The following is an 18,851-nucleotide window of genomic DNA, read 5'->3' as shown; positions in this document are numbered from 1 at the left end:
GGACCAGGTCGATCACCGGGAGGACACGCCAGAGACCCGCCACCCGTGCTCGGGCGCCGTACGGGTCGAGGGTGAGTACGGCCGTGGTCCGCCGCGTCCGCACGCGGCGGACCCGGGCGGCGCCTCGTGACGCGGCGTGCCGGGCCCCGCCTCGTCACGCACCCTGGAGTCGGGAAGGAGCGGCTCGATGGAGACTTCCGCAGCGAAGCCGCCGGCGACGCGGGCAAGCCGCCGAGCCGGCCCGCCCGCGTGAGCCGTGCGGCCGGCGGCCACCGGCGGATCCGCGCCCTGCTGCGCCCGTCGTGGTGGCGTGGCCGCATCGAGAGCCTGACGGCCTGGCAGAAGACGCTCCACGCGCGCGTGGAGACCCGCTTCCCGGTGGTCACCGCACTCGTGGACCGCCTGGTGTCGGTGAACATCTTCGACTCCGCCACCCGTATCGCTGCGCAGTGCTTCCTGACCGCGGTGCCCCTGCTGTTCGTGCTCGGCGCCTACGCCCCGGAGGCGGTGCAGGACCAGGTGGCCGCGTCGATCAGCTCCGTCTTCGGACTGACGGGGCAGACGAAGGCGCAGGTGGAGCAGGCGTTCGAGCCGCCGACCGAGGACCTGCGCCAGGCGACCGGCCTGGTGGGCGGGCTGATGGTGCTGCTGTCGGCCACCGCGGTCAGCCGCGCGGTGCAGCGCCTGTGCCGACGCGCCTGGCAGCTGCCCCGGACAGTGGGCAAGGTCGCTCCGTGGCGCTGGGTCGCATGGATCCTCCTGTGGCTCGGCTCACTCGTCGTGCAGGGGCTGCTGCACAACGGGCTCGGGCTGGGGGCGTGGGCGGGGTTCCCGATCGTCCTGGCCATGCAGATGGTGATGTGGTGGTGGACCCAGCACCTGCTGCTCGGCGGGGCGGTCCGCTGGGCGCCCCTCGTGCCGGGTGCCGCCATCACGGCGGTCGCGGTCAGCTGTCTGTCGGTGACGGCCCACTTCTACATGCCGCGGGCGCTCGACCGGGCCTTGGCCGACTACGGCTCCGCGGGTTCCGTCTTCGTGCTGCTGTCCTGGCTGATCGTCGTGTGCGTGGCCGTCGCCATCGGCCTCAGCGTGGGCGCCGTGCTGTCCCAGGAGCCCTTCCTGAGGCGCCGCCTGGGAACGCCGACATCACCGCCCTGACCGCGGGCGCGGTGTCGTCGCCGATCGCCCGCAGGTCCGCACCGAGGGTGCCGAGCCAGTTCTCCACGTCCACCAGGACCGGCAGGAACGGGCCGGTCAGTGACGACGCGATCGCGTACGGGATGCGCACCGGCGGCACCCGCACGCCGCCCTGCGGAAAGCCGGCGGCCAGGTCGGCCGCGTCTGCCGTCGACTCGGCGGCCTCGCGCGCCCAGGCCGCCGCCGCGTCGGGCACCTCGCCGTCCAGGTCGCGCGCGGCGATCCGCGGCAGCCAGGCGGCGGCGACCAGGGTGTGGATCGCGAAGTTGAGCGCGGCCGGCCAGTCGGGCGCTGCCTCCTGATGGCCTGTGGGTTCGCTGCGGTACTGGGCGTACGCCGCCTCGGCGAGCCGCAGCCGGTGCCGGGTCCGCCACCGGGTGTGCCCGGTGTCCTCCGTCGGCTCAGTCGGCTCAGTCGGCTGCGTCGGCTCGGTCCTGCCGTCGGGCGGCTCGGCCTTGTCTTCGTGCGGTTTCACCCTGCCGTCGTGCGGTTTCACCCTGCCGTCGTGCGGTTTCACCGTGCCGTCGTGCGGTTTCACCCTGCCGTCGTGCCGCTTGGTCGTGCCGTCGTCCGGCTCGGTTCTCTCGTCGGGCGGTTCGGTTCTGTCGCCGGGGCGTACCGGGTGCGCCTTCGATGGCTCCGCGGCGCCCTCGCGGGGCTTCGTGGGAGCCGTCGCCACGGCCGCCGCACGTGTGGGCAGCGTGGCCGCCACCGTCGCCCGTACCAGGGGTGCTGCCTCCACAAGCAGCCTCGCCATGCCCCGCCGGACCTCGGCGGCCGCTCCGGCCGGCCACGCCACGACGCCGCACAGCAGACCGATGCAGCAGCCCGTGAGGACGTCCAGCGCCCGGGTCTCCCCGAGCCGCCAGGTGACCGGCGCGAGCTGGGCGAAGGCCGTGGAGACGACCAGCGTGAACAGGCCCTGCGCCCAGGCGATTCCGGCGACGGGTCCCACCGTGAAGGCCAGCAGCATGAGGGGGACCAGCAGCGCCGCGTAGACGTCGGTCGTCTCGCCCGCCCACAGGATCAGCGTGCCGGCCGTCAAAGCCCCCGCGAACGTGCCGATCACCGCCAGTCGTACGGCGGACCAGGTGGCGCCCACCGTGGTGCGTCCGAGCGTCAGCACGGCCAGCAGTACCCAGAAACCGTGGGAGAGGTCCAGCGAACCGGCGACGAGACGTGCGACGCCGAGCCCGAGCGCCGTGCGTACCGCGTTCTGGAACACGACCGAGCGCAGCGTCAGGTTCCCGGTGAGCCGCCGCAGCCACAGGTCGATCGCGGGCGGCCCCGCGTACCAGAGCTGTTCGCGCGGCAGCCCGCGCACGACGCGCCTGCCGCCGAGCGCGACGGACAGGGCGGCCCGGGCGGTCACCGCCGAGGCGGCCTCGGCGAGAACGGCGGACTGGCGCCGCAGGACGGTCAACGCCGGGGGTTCGCGCGCGCCGGCGGCACGCCTGCGAGCGAGGACGAACAGTTCGACCATCTCCTCAAGACCCTCGGGGCCGGCTACGGGACGCCGACCGCGCAGGTTCTCCGCCATGGCGGCGCACTCCGCGGCGATCCCGGTCAGCAGCGACGCCGACAGGGGGTCCCGGACGGGTGGGGACGCGGGGTGTTCCGCGGCGCGGGCCATCTGGTCGAGGAGGCGCCGGGCCGCGCCACCCACGTGCGCCAGCGCGCGGTCGGTGCGTCCCGCGCCGGTCGGTCGTACGGCGGGCGGCAGTCGCGACAGGCGCAGGGACTGGCCGGCCGACCGCAGCTCGCGGACGCGAGCGGGTTCGGCCGTGCCGCCGCACGCCGAGGCTCTCGCGGCGCGGGCCGCCACCTCCAGGGCGGCGGCGACCCGTTCGCGGTAGGGGACCTCCGCGGGGGCCGGTAGCAGCAGTACCTCGCACAGCACCGTCAGCGTGCCGCCCAGGAGCAGGCCCGCCAGCCGCTGGGGGAGGGTGTCCGGCTGGTAGGGCGGGAAGCAGGCCAGGATGTAGAACAGCTGCAGACCGGGGGCGGCGCCGGCCGGGGCGGGCCCGCAGGCCCCGGCGAAGGACATCACGAAGCCCACGAGGACCATCCCGGCGACCGCCGGGGCGGTGCCGACGGCGAGCGCGGTGCCGAGCGCGGTCAGGGCCGCGGCGACCGGGAGGGCGTACAGGACGACGCGGGCGCGGTCCCGGCCCGAGCCGGGCAGGGGGGACAGGATGCCGAGGGCGATCGGGGTGAAGAGGGCGTAGAGCGCGACCACCGGGGCGTCCAGGACGTACACCGCCGGATAGAACCCGGCGGCGGCCGCCACGGTGACCCGCACCGCCCGGCGTGCGGCCTGCACACGGTCGGGTGACGACGCCCGCTGCGGCATTTCGCTCCTTCCCGCGGCCCCGCCCCGGGGAGCATCCCACCGCCGTCCTTCCATTGTCCGTACGCGCGGGCCGCCGGCAGCCCCGGCGACATGGGGGAGCGGGCGCTTCGGACCGGAGGGCCCGCGTGTCGCTCCCCCCGCGTGTCCGGCGCGCATGGGCAGACGCCTGGGCCGTCGGCGAGGCGTTCGGGCCCGAGACCGGCACGATCTCCTGACCGATCCGCTACGGCCGCCCCGACGGGTGATTCCGCAACCCGCCCGCATCCCGGCGGAGGGGGGCGTACGGCGAGCCCGTGCGCCCCCTCCCGCCGTGTCCGAGGCCGGTCGAGGCGGTGTTCGAGGCCGCGCGCGCAACCGTGCCCGGTGCGGTTCGCCCAGGGGCGGGCCGCCGACTGCCCGCCGGTCCTGTCCGCGCTCAGCGCCGCATGCAGCACCGGGCTCAGCGCCGCATGCAGCACCGGGCTCAGCGCCGCATGCAGTACCGGGCTCAGCGCCGCATGCAGTACCGGGCTCAGCGCCGCATGCAGCGCCGCGTCCGGTGCCCTGCGGCAGCACCCTCGCGACGGCCCTGCCGCACCCCGTGACCCGCTCCTCGCCCGGACCGAGACGCGGCCTCGCAGTGTCCCGGTCGACACGCGTGGCCGTGCCGGCGGTTCAGCGACGTGCGGCCACCCGCAAAGTGATCCCCGCCCGCCGCAACCGCTCGATCAGCGCGTCCCCCATGGCGACCGCCGTCGTGACCTGCCCGGCCGTCGGCGGCAGCTCGTCGAAGGCCAGGGACAGCGCCGACTCGGCGAACATCTTCGCCGTCTCGCCGTACCCGGGATCACCGCCCGCGACCTCGGTGAAGACCCGTCGGCCCCCGCCCTCGCCGACGAAGCGGACGGAGAACCAGCTCCTCGCGCGCTTCTCCGGCCCCGGCCCGTCACCGGGCTTCAGCCGGTCGGACAACCAGCGCCGGGCGGGCGGCAGTTGGGCGGCCGTGAAGAGCGCGCCCATCGCCGCCACCCCACCGACGGCGACGGGCAGATGCCGTACGGCGGCGTAGTGGCGGTAGCGGAAGTCCGGGCCGTAGCGTTCCAGGGCCCGCGCGGAGCGCTTGACGATCTGCGGGTCGATGGTCGGCAGCGGCAGCGCCCACGCGCCGACCTCCTTGGCGAACCGGGGTGCGCCGGTCGGCGCCAGCGCCCTGCGTCCCATGACCCGGGGCTCGTGGCGGGCACGGTCACGCGCGGCGGCCACCATCTGACGTCCGCGTGAGAACTGGTTGAGCGCCGACGCGAACGTGCCGCCGGAGAAGGTGGCGTCGGCCGTCACGAACCCCTCCACGGTGAGGGGTACGCCTTCCGGCAGCTGCTGGACGGTGAAGTACGCGCCCAGGTCGTGCGGAACGGAGTCGAAGCCGCAGGCGTGCACCAGCCGCGCGCCGGTCTCCCGCGCGCGTGCGTCGTGCCGGACGTACGTCCGGTCCACGAACTCCGGCTCCCCGCAGAGGTCGAGGTAGTCGGCGCCGGTGTCCGCGCAGGCCGCGACCAGGTCCTCGCCGTACATCACGTAGGGCCCCACCGTCGTGGCCACCACGTGCGCCTGCTCGGCGAGACGGCGCATCGAGGCCGGATCGGAGACGTCCGCCTCCAGCACCCCGACCCCCTCACCGCCGGGCAGCCGGTCGCGCAGCCGCTCCAGTTTGCCCCTGCTGCGGCCGGCGATCGCCCAGCGCAGCCCCTCGGGCGCCTGCGCGGCCAGGTACTCCGCGGTGAGCACCCCCACGAAGCCGGTCGCTCCGAAGAGCACGATGTCGTACGGGCGATCCGCCCTGTTCAGCCTGCTCATGACACCCCTCGGTCTCGCAGCTCGCGCCTTTGTCGGTGGCCGAGGCTAGCGTGAGGGATGCGGAGCCCGACGACGAGGCCGGAGGTAAGCGGTGGCCGTGCCCAGTAATGCCCTGAAGAAGTGGGAGAAAGTGCGCGAGTTCGCGCTGGGACTCCCCGGCGCCACCGAGGAGTTCCCCTGGGGCGAGACGGTCGCGAAGGTCGAGAAGAAGGTCTTCGTCTTCCTCGGGGTCGACGACGGCAGCCATCCGCTGGGCATAACGGTGAAGCTCAAGGACGAGTCGGCCCACGCCCACGCCCTTACCTGCCCCGGCGCCGAGCCCGCGGGATACGGCCTGGGAAGGTCGGGGTGGGTGAGCATCCCGTTGCAGCCGAAGGGTGCTCCCGCGGCGGAGCTGCTCTGCGACTGGGTGGAGGAGAGCTACCGCACCATCGCACCGAAGCGGCTGACGGTCGAGCTGGACGGGCGCTGACCGCGGCCGGGCCGGGGGTGCGGCCTGACCTCGGGCGGGTAACTTCCTAAGCGCTTGCTCTTGTATCCGGCGGAGCATGTTTCTAGCATCGTCGGTGTTACAGCAGGTGTGTCATACCGCAGGGTCACGCGCCGTCGCACTTCGTCATCTGTCGGTCGCATATCGTCATACTTCGGTCGCACCGCCGACTTCCTCACTCTCACCTCGTGTCCGATTCCCTGGGGGCTGGATGGCAACGACGCCAGGACAGGGCCCGCTCACCGGCGTACGGGTGGTCGAGCTGGCCGGCATCGGGCCGGGCCCGTTCGCCGCCATGCTCCTCGCCGACCTCGGCGCCGACGTCGTACGAGTGGACCGCCCCGGCGGCCCGGGGCTCGCGATCGACGCCGCGTACGACATCACCAACCGCAACAAGCACTCGGTGGTCATCGACCTGAAGTCCGCCGACGGCGCGGCCCGCGTCCTCGACCTCGCCGCTCGCGCCGACATCCTGATCGAGGGCTATCGCCCCGGTGTCGCCGAGCGTCTGGGAGTCGGCCCCGAGGACTGCCACGCCCGCAACCCCGCGCTGGTGTACGGCCGGATGACCGGCTGGGGCCAGGAGGGGCCCCTCGCCCACCGCGCCGGCCACGACATCGCGTACATCGCGGTCACCGGCGCTCTCGGCATGATCGGCAGCCCCGACGAGCCACCGGCCGTCCCCGCCAACCTGCTCGGCGACTACGCGGGCGGTTCCCTCTACCTCGTCGTCGGCGTGCTCGCCGCCCTCCTCCACGCCCGCGCGACCGGTGGCGGCCAGGTCGTCGACGCCGCCATCGTCGACGGCACCTCCCACCTCGCCGCGATGATCCACGGCATGCTCGCCGCCGGCGGCTGGCAGGACCGGCGCGGCGCCAATCTGCTGGACGGCGGCTGCCCCTACTACGGCACCTACGAGACGGCCGACGGCGGGTACATGGCCGTCGGCGCCCTGGAACCGCAGTTCTACGCCGAGTTCCTCGACCTGCTCGGCCTCACGGAGTTCGCGGACGCCCGCAAGGACTGGACCCGCTGGGGCGAACTGCGCGAGGTGGTCACCGACCGCTTCAAGTCCCGTACCCGGGCCGAGTGGACGGCCGTCTTCGAGGACACCGACGCCTGCGTGGCGCCCGTCCTGTCGCTGCGCGAGGCCCCGCACCACCCGCACCTCGCCGCCCGCGGCACCTTCACCGAACACGGCGGCATCACCCAGCCCGCCCCGGCCCCCCGCTTCTCCGCCACCCCCACCGCCGTACGCACCGGCCCGGCGCGGCCCGGCGCCGGCACCGCGGAGGTGGCACGGGACTGGGGCGTACGCGGGTTGCCGGGCGACCCTGGTGGGGCGGGCGCAGCGCCGACGGACGCCGAAGCGACGGACCGCCCGGACCTGCGGGGCGCCGAGGTGGTCGACCCGAACCCGGCGGAGACCGGGGGCGCCGGCCCGGACCTGCGGGGCGCCGAGGTGATCGACCCGTCTTCGACGCCCGCCGCTCCGACGGCCCCGCTGCCGAACAGCGGCGACGCCACCGCTTCGCATCCGGACGGCGCCGAGGCCCCGTACCCGGTCCCGAACGACGCCGACGCCACACGCCCCCACAGTCCCACTCGCGCCGAGGCCGCGAGCCCTCACCCGAAGGCCTCCGGCACGACCCGCCCCGACCCGTACGGCGCCGACACGAAGGGCTTCGAATGAAGCGGCAGATCTTCGCCCCCGAGCACGACGCGTTCCGGGAGACCGTGCGGGCCTTCCTCGCCAGGGAGGTGCTGCCCCACTACGAGCAGTGGGAGAAGGACGGCATCGTCTCCCGCGAGGCATGGCGCGCGGCCGGCAAGCAGGGCCTGCTCGGCTTCGCCGTACCCGAGGAGTACGGAGGCGGCGGCACCCCCGACTTCCGCTACAGCGCCGTCCTCGCCGAAGAGTTCACCCGCGCGGGTGCCCCGGGCCTCGCCCTCGGCCTGCACAACGACATCATCGGGCCGTACCTGACCGGCCTCGCCACCGACGAGCAGAAGCGCCGCTGGCTGCCCGGCTTCTGCGACGGCACGCTGATCACCGCCATCGCGATGACCGAGCCCGGCGCCGGCTCCGACCTCCAGGGCATCCGCACCCACGCCGAGGACCGCGGCGACCACTGGGTGCTCAACGGCTCCAAGACGTTCATCTCCAACGGCATCCTCGCCGACCTGGTGATCGTCGTCGCCAGGACCACCCCCGAGGGCGGTGCGCACGGACTGTCCCTGCTCGTCGTCGAGCGCGGCACGGACGGCTTCGAGCGCGGCCGGAACCTGGACAAGATCGGCCAGAAGGCGCAGGACACGGCCGAGCTGTTCTTCCATGACGTCCGCGTGCCCAAGGAGAACCTCCTCGGCGAACTCAACGGCGCCTTCGTCCACCTGATGACGAACCTCGCCCAGGAGCGCCTGAGCATCGCCGTCTCCGCGATCGCCGCCGCCGAGCACCTGCTGGAGATCACCACGGAGTACGTCAAACAGCGCGAGGCCTTCGGGCGCCCGCTGGCCACCAAGCAGCACATCCGCTTCGAGGTGGCCGAGATGGCCACCGAGTGCGCCGTCACCCGCACGTTCCTCGACCGCTGCATAGAAGACCACTCGAACGGGGAGCTCGACGCCGTCCACGCCTCGATGGCCAAGTGGTGGGCGACCGAGCTCCAGAAGCGGGTCGCCGACCGCTGCCTGCAACTGCACGGCGGCTACGGCTACATGAGTGAACAGCCGGTCGCCCGTGCCTTCACCGACGGCCGCATCCAGACCATCTACGGCGGGACGACCGAGATCATGAAGGAGATCATCGGCCGTTCCCTGCTCGGCTGAAGCCCCCTCGCCGGGCCGACCCTCACCGAAAGGCCTCCCTGTGAGCACCGAAGCGTACGTGTACGACGCGATCCGCACCCCGCGCGGCCGCGGCAAGGCGAACGGCGCCCTGCACGGCACCAAGCCCATCGACCTGGTCGTCGGCCTCATCCACGAGATCCGCGACCGCTTCCCGAACCTCGACCCGGCCGCCGTCGACGACATCGTGCTGGGTGTCGTCGGCCCGGTCGGCGACCAGGGCTCCGACATCGCCCGCATCGCCGCCATCGCGGCCGGGCTGCCGGACACCGTGGCCGGCGTGCAGGAGAACCGCTTCTGTGCCTCGGGCCTGGAGGCCGTCAACCTGGCCGCCGCCAAGGTGCGCTCCGGCTGGGAGGACCTGGTCCTCGCCGGCGGTGTCGAGTCGATGTCCCGGGTGCCGATGGCCTCGGACGGCGGCGCCTGGTTCAACGACCCGATGACCAACCTCGCCGTCAACTTCGTGCCGCAGGGCATCGGCGCCGACTTGATCGCCACCGTCGAGGGCTTCTCGCGCCGCGACGTCGACGAGTATGCGGCCCTGTCCCAGGAGCGCGCGGCCACGGCGTGGAAGGAGGGCCGCTTCGAGAGGTCCGTCGTCCCGGTCAAGGACCGCAGTGGCCTGGTCGTCCTCGACCACGACGAGCACATGCGCCCGGGCACCACCGCCGACTCCCTGGCCAAGCTGAAGCCGTCCTTCGCGGACATCGGCGACCTGGGCGGCTTCGACGCCGTGGCGCTGCAGAAGTACCACTGGGTGGAGAAGATCGACCACGTCCACCACGCGGGCAACTCCTCCGGCATCGTCGACGGCGCCTCTCTGGTCGCCATCGGCTCCCGGCAGGTCGGCGAGCGCTACGGCCTCACGCCCCGCGCGCGGATCGTCTCCGCCGCCGTCTCCGGGTCCGAGCCCACCATCATGCTCACCGGCCCCGCGCCCGCCACCCGCAAGGCGCTCGCCAAGGCCGGTCTGACCATCGACGACATCGACCTCGTCGAGATCAACGAGGCGTTCGCGGCGGTCGTCCTGCGTTTCGTGAAGGACATGGGCCTGTCCCTGGACAAGGTCAACGTCAACGGCGGCGCGATCGCCCTCGGCCACCCGCTCGGCGCCACCGGCGCCATGATCCTCGGCTCGCTCGTCGACGAACTGGAGCGCCAGGACAAGCGGTACGGCCTCGCCACGCTGTGCGTGGGCGGCGGCATGGGCATCGCCACCATCGTCGAGCGCATCTGACCCCCTCACGACGGATCACACGGAGCACCTCCACATGAGCACTGAGTCCACCACCATCCGCTGGGAGCAGGACCGCGAAGGCGTCGTCACCCTCGTCCTGGACGACCCGAGCCAGTCCGCGAACACCATGAACCAGGCGTTCCGCGACTCCCTGGCCGTGATCACCGACCGCCTGGAGGCCGAGAAGGACACCATCCGCGGTGTCATCATCACCTCCGCCAAGAAGACCTTCTTCGCCGGCGGCGACCTGCGCGACCTGATCCGGGTCACCCCCGAGACCGCGCAGGAGCTGTTCGACGGCGGCATGGCCATCAAGCGCGACCTGCGCCGCATCGAAACCCTCGGCAAGCCGGTCGTCGCCGCGCTGAACGGCGCGGCCCTGGGCGGCGGTTACGAGATCGCCCTCGCCTGCCACCACCGCATCGCCCTGGACGCCCCCGGCTCCAAGATCGGCTGCCCCGAGGTCACCCTCGGCCTGCTGCCGGGCGGAGGCGGCGTGGTCCGCACGGTACGCCTCCTCGGCATCGCGGACGCCCTGCTGAAGGTCCTCCTCCAGGGCACCCAGTACAACCCGCGGCGCGCCCTGCAGAACGGCCTGGTCGACGACGTCGTCACCACCCGGGAGGAACTGCTCGCCAGGGCCCGGGCCTACATCGAGGCCCACCCCGAGTCGCAGCAGCCCTGGGACCGGCCCGGCTACCGGATCCCCGGCGGCACGCCCGCCAACCCCAAGTTCGCGGCGAACCTGCCCGCCTTCCCGGCCACCCTGCGCAAGCAGACGAACGGCGCCCCGTACCCGGCCCCGCGCAACATCCTCGCGGCCGCCGTCGAAGGCGCCCAGGTCGACTTCGAGACGGCACAGGTGATCGAGGCCCGCTACTTCGTCGAGCTGGCGGCGGGACAGACGTCGAAGAACATGATCCAGGCGTTCTTCTTCGACCTGCAGGCCGTCAACTCGGGCGCCAACCGCCCCAAGGGCGTCGAGCCGCGCAAGGTCCGCAAGGTCGCCGTCCTGGGCGCCGGCATGATGGGCGCGGGCATCGCCTACTCGTGCGCCCGCGCGGGCATCGAGGTCGTCCTCAAGGACGTCTCGCTGGAGGCGGCGCTGAAGGGCAAGGGGTACTCGGAGAAGCTGTGCGCGAAGGCGGTCTCCCGGGGCCGTACGACGCAGGAGAAGGCGGACGCGCTGCTGGCCCGCATCAAGCCGACCGCCGACCCGCAGGACGTGGCCGGCTGTGACGCGGTCATCGAGGCGGTCTTCGAGAACCCCGAACTCAAGCACAAGGTCTTCCAGGAGATCCAGAACATCGTCGAGCCGGACGCGCTGCTGTGCTCCAACACCTCGACGCTCCCGATCACCGCCCTCGCCGAAGGCGTGGACCGCCAGGCCGACTTCATCGGGCTGCACTTCTTCTCGCCCGTCGACAAGATGCCGCTCGTCGAGATCATCAAGGGCGAGCGGACGGGCGACGAGGCACTGGCCCGCGCCTTCGACCTGGTCCGGCAGATCAACAAGACGCCGATCGTCGTGAACGACTCTCGCGGCTTCTTCACCTCCCGGGTCATCGGCCACTTCATCAACGAGGGCGTGGCGATGGTGGGCGAGGGCATCGAGCCCGCGTCGGTCGAACAGGCGGCGGCCCAGGCCGGCTACCCCGCCAAGGTCCTCGCCCTGATGGACGAGCTGACCCTCACGCTGCCGCGCAAGATCCGGGGCGAGTCCAAGCGGGCCGTGGAGGAGGCCGGCGGCACCTGGACGGCCCACCCGGCCGAGGCGGTCATCGACCGCATGGTCGACGAGTTCGGCCGCACCGGCCGCAGCGGAGGCGCAGGCTTCTACGACTACGACGAGGACGGCAAGCGGGTGGCCCTGTGGCCGGGCCTGCGCGAGCACTTCACCCGCGAGGACGTGCGGATCCCCTTCCGGCACATGCAGGAGCGCATGCTCTTCTCCGAGGCCCTGGACACCGTCAGGCTCCTGGAGGAGGGCGTCCTGACCTCGGTCGCCGACGCCAACATCGGATCCGTCTTCGGCATCGGCTTCCCCGGCTGGACGGGCGGTGTCCTGCAGTACATCAACGGCTACGAGGGCGGTGTGGCCGGCTTCGTGGCACGCGCGCGTGAGCTGGCCGAGAGGTACGGGGAGCGGTTCACGCCGCCGGCGTTGCTGGTGCAGAAGGCGGAGAAGGGGGAGCGCTTCGAGGACGCGTAACAGCGGGCGAGGGGGGAGGGTTTCGCCCCCGCCAGGGGGCTGCGCCTCCTGCGTCCCCGCTCCTCGGACGCCGGAGGGCTGACTTGCTCAGCCCTCCGGCGTAGCACCACCGAACTCCCTTCCCCGGCCGCCCTGTCCGAGGTCGACGACGCCTCCGGTACGTCCTCGGCGTCCACGAGGCGTCGTGCTCTCCACGGCCGACGGCCCACGCGCACGGCACCGGCCTCCCGGGGTGAAGGCGGCCTACGACACCCAGCACGCCCGCAGGACCGGTTTTCCTCTCCGCCCCAGGAGACCTGCTCGGCGAGGACACCGATGAGGTGTCAGCAGCGACCGATGTCTTCAGGCAGGCGCTGCCCGGACGGAGGGCGCGTCCGGCGCAGGCGCCAGGTTACGGGTGTGGAAGCTGTATCGGGCCAGATCGGCGCACCAGCGCCGGTAGTGCCCGACGGCGAGGGGGATGGCCTGTTCGGCCTCGAGTTTCCGCAGAACGGCCGGTAGCGCCTGTGCCAGACGCTCGTACGCAGGATGGCCTGCGGCGTCGTCCTCCAGGAGTGCGGTGAGCGGAAGGCTGTCGTCGGGGCACGCCAGCAGGCGCCGGAAGAGTTCCTCCGCCGCGCGCGGGTCGCCCGCCAGCACGGCGAGGAGGGTCTGCACGGCCTGGTACGGAGCAGGCCCGGAGCTGCTGGCGAAGGCCGGCAGGTCGGTGGCGGGGATCCCGATGCGGACGAGCCGGTAGAGGTTCACCAGCCGCTTCGCGGCCCGCGGGGTCGGCAGCAACGCTCCGAGCTGGGCCATGAATGCGACTTCCCCCGCTCCAATGCGCAGCCCTTGGGGCAGCAGGTCCGCGTGCTCGGTGCGCTCCGCGGGTTGCGACCCGGTGGCGGGAGCGCGCATGGCGATCGGCTCGGAGGTACTGGAGACAGCAGAAGGTGTGGTGCCACCGTCCGCCTCGGGCCGCGGCGATGTGCCGGCCTCGTCCAGCGCGCGCTCCTCGGCGGGCGGGGACACCTCGGTGAGCGGACGCCCGGCCTCGGCGACATGCGGGTCCGGCAGGAGTGAGCGCAGGTATCGGCCCATCGTCTGGGGCGGCGGCGGAGTCAGGGCGTACGGGATCTGGAAGATCTTGTCAAGGTAGTCCACCGCGGTCGCCAGCCCCCCGACGTCCGGCGCGGTGTCAGCGGCATTGGTGTTCTCATGCTGGAAGAGGGCGTTGTGGTGATGGCGCAGCGAGTGGATCAGCCAGCGCGCGTCAACGGCGACGACCACGACGAACAGATCGAGGCCGAGCATCAGGTGCACGGCTTGGAGCACCTCGACGACACGGTCGGGCGGGCAGCGATCGAGGTCGTCGACGTACAGGACGATGCGCTCCAGCGGTGGCGGGGAGCCGGCCTTCTCCGCCCGCCACTGAACGCGGGCCTCCTCGAGGTCGCGGCCGAGTTGCAGTAGATCGGCGTGAGCCTGGCCCAGCACACCCCGGTAAGGCTGATAGGCGGTGCCGTCAGCGCGTTCCTGGAGGAACTGACCGAGTCGTGCGGCGGCGTCGACGAGGGCCAGCCTCTCCCGCAGTCCGCTGATCTCGGCCCGGAGAGCACGCTGCTGCGCGGCCAGCTCGCCGTACCGGCGTTCGGTGAAGCCGAGAAGCCCCTGCTGCGCCATGCGCAACTTCTGCAGCAAGGGGCGCAGCGGGGCGGCCGCCACGGCGATGGCCAGCAGACTGGTGAGCCATGCGGTGAGCGTGCCGCGCAGCAACCAGGCGCCGGTTGCGACCCCGGCCAGTACCAGCCACAGCGCCAGCACGCGCCGGCCGAACCGCAGGTCGTCGGCCGACTGGAGCAAGGTGGCCCGCAGCACCCGGTACGTCCTGATCGGCGACCCGAGTGCCGCGAACCGTCCCGGTGCTGGCGCGGCGTCGTCAGCGGTCGTCAGCCGTTCGGAGACCTGTCGTTCGGCCTCCTCCCGCTGGTTCAGCTTCTCGCGCAGCAATTCGCGGTCCCGCCTGGCCTGCTCGGGATCCGGAGCGGGGTTCGGTGCGTCGCCCGTGTCGTCGCCGGCGAGCGCGGTGAACAGGTGCGTGATCAGCCCGGTCCACACGTTTGTGTCGCTGTAGTGCCAGGCGTTGAACCGTACCTGCCGTACGGAGGAGACGAACGCACTCCGGCCCGGCCGCTCGCTCGACAGCTGTGCCAGCAGGTCGACCTGTTGTTCGACCTGAAGCATCACGCTGGACTTGCCGGCGCCCCAGTTACCGATGAGAGCGATGGAGAGCGGCGGACGCGTCTCGGCGGCGGCGATCAGCTCGGCGAGCACCTCCACGTCGCGGACCACGCCCAGGCGGTCCTCAGAGCTCGGGCCGTCGCCGTGGACACCGGCCAGGGGCCTGGTTCCGATCCGCGTGGTGAAGAAACCCGAGCCGTCGTCGGCCGGGTCCGAGTGACGCAGGAAGTGGTCGATGATCCGGTCCCGTACCTGCTCCAGTCGAGCCGCATCAACAACATCGTCGGCAACGGTGGTGGCGTAGTGACGGATCAAGTCGTGCATCTGCCACTGATCGTGTTGCGAGGTGTCTTCGATGAGGTGGGTTACGGACAGCTGTTCGAGGAGGTGTCGCACGCTGTGCGCGTCGGTGTCCAGGCCAGCGGCGACGGCGGCGGTGGAAAACCTCCGGCCGACCGTCAGGGCGAGCATGACCAGCAACTGGGCCTGTTCCTGGGGGAGATGGCGGAAGGACAGCTCGATCGCGGCTGCGACGCTCCGCTCGCCGTCATCGAGACGGTCCATGCGGTCGTGCAAGCGGTCGGCCTCTGCTGCCAGCTCCTGCGCCAACTGCGCCAGGTCCAACGACGGATTCGTGGTCAGCCGTGCGGCGGTGACAGCCAGGGCGAGGGGCAGGCCGCCCGTCCTCTCCACGATGATCTCGGCTGCCCGGAGGTCCCGGGCCACGCGGACGTCACCCGGATGCGCCCTTCGGACCGCCGCGTCCAGGAGTTGGATCCCTTCCTCGGTGGCCAGTGCGCCCAGGCTGATGGTGCGTGCCATGAGGGAGGGCAGGCGATGCCGTGAAGTGATCACGACCCGATGCCGCGGGTCGGCGGGCAGCAGTGGGCGCACCTGCTCGGCGTCGGCGGCGTTGTCGACCATCAGCAGGAGTGCCTCCCGCATGCCGGACAGCGCCGTGCGGTACAGGGCTGCCCGGCTGTCCACGTCGATCGGGATGTGCTCCGAGGGCACGCCCACGGACAGGAGGGCCGACGCCAGGGCGTCGGCGGGTGCGACGGGCTCGGTCCGGTCGTATCCGTGCAGGTCCAGATAGACGGTACCGCCGGGGAACCAGCCCCGCTGCACGGCCTCATGGGCCGCTTGCAGGACCACTGCACTCTTGCCCACCCCGGCCATACCTGTCACCAGGACGGGCGGGGGTACGTGTTCGTGATCATCGGATGGCGCGAGCTGAGTCAGGAGGTCGTCCAGCTCACGACGTCGCCCCGTGAACGCCCCGATGTGACGAGGCAACTGGTGCGGCACCATGAACGGCAGGGGAGGAGAGGCGAAGGTTACCTGGACACTGTCGCCGCTGATCGCCGTCACCGAGTGCGAACCGCTAGTCGCCACCGAGCCGTGATCACCCGTGAGCGCCTGAGAATCCCTCGTGGCCATGCGTCCTCGCCCCCGCCCTACGCAATCCCCTCGGCGAGGATCGTAGGGCACAGGGCACACAGTCGGTTCCCTGTCGTGGAATGTGCGTGCGCAGCCGCCGACGGCTGCAGTTCGATCCGCCTCGCCTTCTCACTACACCTACAAGCGGCCACCTCCACCCCATGACGAACAGTCAGGCCACGAGGGCGGTCCTTGCGCGAGGGGTACTGGTCCTCCGTGCCGGCGGCGACTACCGAATCGGGCTCGGCCCGGGTGAGGCCGTGTCGTCAACATCGTCTCGGCGGCCGTGTTCACCACGTCGCCCACGACGGTTCCCTACGTCGCCTCGAAGCCGGGCGCCTGATTGGCTTCCCCCCGCTCGCCGTGGCCCTCGCGTCGTACGGCATCACCCTGAACGCGATCACACCCAGCAAGGGCCGCACCGCACGCACGAGCACACGGCCGCCGGCTTCGAGCACGTCCGTGAGCGGCGTACGCGGGACGCAGGGACCGGCCGACCTGGTGCCGACGTTGTTGTACGTCGTCGACAGGGCAGCGGCTTTATGCTCCTGGGGCCGAAGCTCCCCTTGTCATGCCGATCCGCCATCCTCCGACATGCCGCCGAGCCACTCCCGCAGATCCTCGCGCAGCGACCGCTGGAACGTCGTCAACAGGGCCTGCACCACCACGGGCTGCATGTGCGCGGAGAGCGACTTCACATCCCGCGCCGCACGCTGGGACACCTCGCCCCGGAAGAGCTGCGACAGTTCGTGCGCGGCGGCGCGTGAGTGCTCGATGAGGACATTGCGCGCCGCGAGGATCGCCTCCTGCGACAGCGGTACGTCCAGCAGCCCGACCCCGAGGCGCAGCAGCCCGAGGTCGACGCGGTAGCCGTCGTCACCGGCCGCGACGACCCCCATGGCCGCCAGCCGCTCCACGTCGCCGTCACCGAGCGCCCGCCCCGCCCGCCGCTCCAGCTCCGCCCGCGGCACCGTCTCGACGGCGTCCGGCGCCCACGAGGCCACCACGGCACGGTGGATGGCGAGGTCATGGGCGTCCAGATCGGGGGGCAGCTGCTGCAGGTACCGCTCGATCGCCGCCAGCGTCATGCCCTGCTGCTGCAGTTCCTCGATGAGCGCCAGCCGGGCCAGGTGCTCGCGCCCGTAGTGGCCCACCCGGCGCGGACCGATCACCGGAGGCGGCAGCAGCCCCTTCGTGCCGTAGAACCGCACCGTGCGGACCGTCACTCCCGCCCGCGCGGCCAGCTCGTCGATGGTGAGGGTCGTCTCCCCGGCGTCGGTCGTCATGTGGAGCAGTATCGCTGTCTCACCATTGCTGTGACACCTCCCTGACACGGACGCCTCCGGCAGCGCCGACGACCCTGTGCGGGCCGTGTGAGAAGCGACGCTCTGTGACATCCGCCACCGCGTGATCGGCCCGCGCTGGGGGAAGGTGGCCCCGTGGTCTGTGCCCTGACCGAGGGCGCAGGCCATACGCACGTCCGGCACCACCCGAGCGAGACCCGCTCGGGCGCACCAGAGAGTGGTACCCCCGTGAGCAAGGACGCCGTGAACACGGCAGTGGCCGCACCCCGAACCGACGCGGCCCAGGTGCCCGCGGACGCGGGCGACGCCGGTTACAGCAAGGACCTCAAGGCCCGCCACGTCAACATGATCGCCATCGGCGGTGCCATCGGCACCGGCCTCTTCCTCGGCGCCGGCGGCCGCCTCCACAACGCCGGTCCGGCCCTGGCGATCGCCTACCTGGTCTGTGGCATCTTCGCCTTCTTCGTCGTGCGCGCCCTCGGCGAACTCGTCCTGTACCGGCCCTCCTCCGGGTCCTTCGTGTCGTACGCGCGCGAGTTCCTCGGCGAGAAGGGCGCCTACGTCGCCGGCTGGATGTACTTCCTGAACTGGTCGACGACCGGCATCGCCGACATCACCGCGATCGCGCTCTACACGCACTACTGGAGCATGTTCACCGACATCCCGCAGTGGGTGCTGGCGCTGATCGCGCTGGCCGTGGTGCTCGCGGTGAACCTGATCTCGGTGAAGATCTTCGGCGAGATGGAGTTCTGGTTCGCGATCATCAAGGTCGCCACGCTCGTCGCCTTCATGTTCGTCGGTATCTTCCTGCTCGCCACCCAGCACGAGGTCGGCGGGCAGACCCCGGGCCTGAACGTCGTCACGGACAACGGCGGTGTCTTCCCGCACGGTCTGATGCCGGTCGTCCTGGTCATGCAGGGCGTGATCTTCGCGTACGCCGCCCTGGAGCTGGTCGGTGTCGCCGCGGGTGAGACCGCCGAGCCGGAGAAGATCGTCCCGCGCGCGGTGAACTCGATCATGTGGCGGGTCGGCCTCTTCTACGTCGGCTCGGTCGTCCTGCTCGCCCTGCTCCTGCCCGGCTCGGTCTACTCGGCCGACCAGAGCCCCTTCGTCACGGTCCTGTCGAAGATCGGTGTCGAGGGCGCCGGCGACGTGATGAACCTGGTGGTCCTGACGGCCGCCATGTCCTCACTCAACTCCGGTCTGTACTCCACGGGCCGCATCCTGCGCTCGATGGCGATGGCGGGCTCGGCGCCGAAGTTCACCGCCCGTATGAACCGCAGCCAGGTGCCCTACGGCGGCATCCTGCTGACCTGCGCGGTCTGCGTCCTCGGTGTCGGCCTGAACTTCCTGATGCCGGCCCAGGCGTTCGAGATCGTGCTGAACGTAGCCTCCCTCGGCATCATCAGCACATGGGTGATCATCATGATCTGCCATCTGGTCTTCGTCCGCCGCGCCAAGGCCGGCCTGGTCGCCCGCCCCTCCTTCCGCCTCCCGGGCAGCCCCGTCACGGAGATCGCCACGATCGCCTTCCTGCTGGCCTGCCTCGGCATGATGTGGAACGACCCCGAGGTCGGCCGCAAGACCCTCCTCCTCATCCCGGTCATCGCCGCGATGCTCGTCGGCGGCTGGTACGCGGTCCGCCACCGGGTGGCCCGTCAGGAGGACCGCGAGCTGACCGAGCTCACGAAGTAGTCGGCGGCCGTTGTCAGTGC

The 18,851-nt window shown here is 71.8% G+C and carries 10 protein-coding genes and 1 pseudogene; 7 read left to right on the top strand and 4 right to left on the bottom strand.

Going from position 1 to position 18,851, the window contains the following annotated elements:
* Positions 1-126: 126 nt before the first annotated feature.
* Positions 127-1,158 (top strand): YhjD/YihY/BrkB family envelope integrity protein, encoded by a 1,032-nt coding sequence (locus tag ACWCPI_RS32840; RefSeq protein ID WP_451041597.1) that lies wholly within the window; start codon positions 127-129, stop codon positions 1,156-1,158.
* Here ACWCPI_RS32840 and ACWCPI_RS32835 read toward each other — a convergent pair.
* Together ACWCPI_RS32835 and ACWCPI_RS32830 are read right to left on the bottom strand one after the other, a co-directional pair.
* Positions 1,085-3,550: an FUSC family protein gene (locus ACWCPI_RS32835; protein ID WP_451041596.1), complete on the bottom strand. Its 2,466-nt coding sequence runs from the start codon at positions 3,548-3,550 to the stop codon at positions 1,085-1,087. The two genes, ACWCPI_RS32840 and ACWCPI_RS32835, sit on opposite strands and share 74 nt — an antisense overlap.
* Before the next feature lie 654 nt (positions 3,551-4,204).
* Positions 4,205-5,383, bottom strand: coding sequence for a saccharopine dehydrogenase family protein (locus tag ACWCPI_RS32830; protein WP_451041595.1), 1,179 nt, complete (start codon positions 5,381-5,383; stop codon positions 4,205-4,207).
* 91 nt (positions 5,384-5,474) lie between these two features.
* Between ACWCPI_RS32830 and ACWCPI_RS32825 the strand changes: the two genes are divergently transcribed.
* The 5 genes and pseudogenes from ACWCPI_RS32825 to ACWCPI_RS32805 all read left to right on the top strand — a co-directional run bounded on the left by ACWCPI_RS32825 (position 5,475) and on the right by ACWCPI_RS32805 (position 12,172).
* Positions 5,475-5,855 carry an MmcQ/YjbR family DNA-binding protein gene (locus ACWCPI_RS32825; RefSeq protein WP_451041594.1) on the top strand — a complete coding sequence of 127 codons (381 nt, stop codon included), beginning with the start codon at positions 5,475-5,477 and terminating at the stop codon, positions 5,853-5,855.
* A gap of 229 nt (positions 5,856-6,084) precedes the next feature.
* Positions 6,085-7,197, top strand: a pseudogene (locus tag ACWCPI_RS32820) (CaiB/BaiF CoA transferase family protein); the annotation flags it as partial.
* Positions 7,198-7,562: 365 nt separating this feature from the next.
* A complete protein-coding gene (locus tag ACWCPI_RS32815; protein WP_451041593.1) occupies positions 7,563-8,705 on the top strand; it encodes an acyl-CoA dehydrogenase family protein in 1,143 nt (380 codons plus the stop codon).
* A gap of 40 nt (positions 8,706-8,745) precedes the next feature.
* A complete protein-coding gene (locus tag ACWCPI_RS32810) occupies positions 8,746-9,960 on the top strand; it encodes an acetyl-CoA C-acetyltransferase (RefSeq protein ID WP_388806344.1) in 1,215 nt (404 codons plus the stop codon).
* A 34-nt stretch (positions 9,961-9,994) separates the two neighbouring features.
* Positions 9,995-12,172 (top strand): 3-hydroxyacyl-CoA dehydrogenase NAD-binding domain-containing protein, encoded by a 2,178-nt coding sequence (locus ACWCPI_RS32805; protein WP_451041592.1) that lies wholly within the window; start codon positions 9,995-9,997, stop codon positions 12,170-12,172.
* 342 nt (positions 12,173-12,514) lie between these two features.
* Here the strand turns inward: ACWCPI_RS32805 and ACWCPI_RS32800 are convergent, their stop codons facing one another.
* Positions 12,515-15,832, bottom strand: coding sequence for a P-loop NTPase fold protein (locus ACWCPI_RS32800; protein WP_451041591.1), 3,318 nt, complete (start codon positions 15,830-15,832; stop codon positions 12,515-12,517).
* A gap of 569 nt (positions 15,833-16,401) precedes the next feature.
* Positions 16,402-17,118, bottom strand: a complete 717-nt coding sequence (locus ACWCPI_RS32795) for a MerR family transcriptional regulator (RefSeq protein ID WP_451041590.1) — start codon at positions 17,116-17,118, stop codon at positions 16,402-16,404.
* A gap of 246 nt (positions 17,119-17,364) precedes the next feature.
* On the opposite strand from ACWCPI_RS32795, the gene ACWCPI_RS32790 reads away from it, so the two are divergent.
* Complete coding sequence (locus tag ACWCPI_RS32790) at positions 17,365-18,831, top strand: amino acid permease (RefSeq protein WP_451041589.1); 1,467 nt, start codon at positions 17,365-17,367, stop codon at positions 18,829-18,831.
* Positions 18,832-18,851: the final 20 nt, after the last annotated feature.

Source organism: Streptomyces sp. NPDC001920, assembly GCF_053594495.1.
This window is presented reverse-complemented; position numbering and strand designations above follow the sequence as displayed.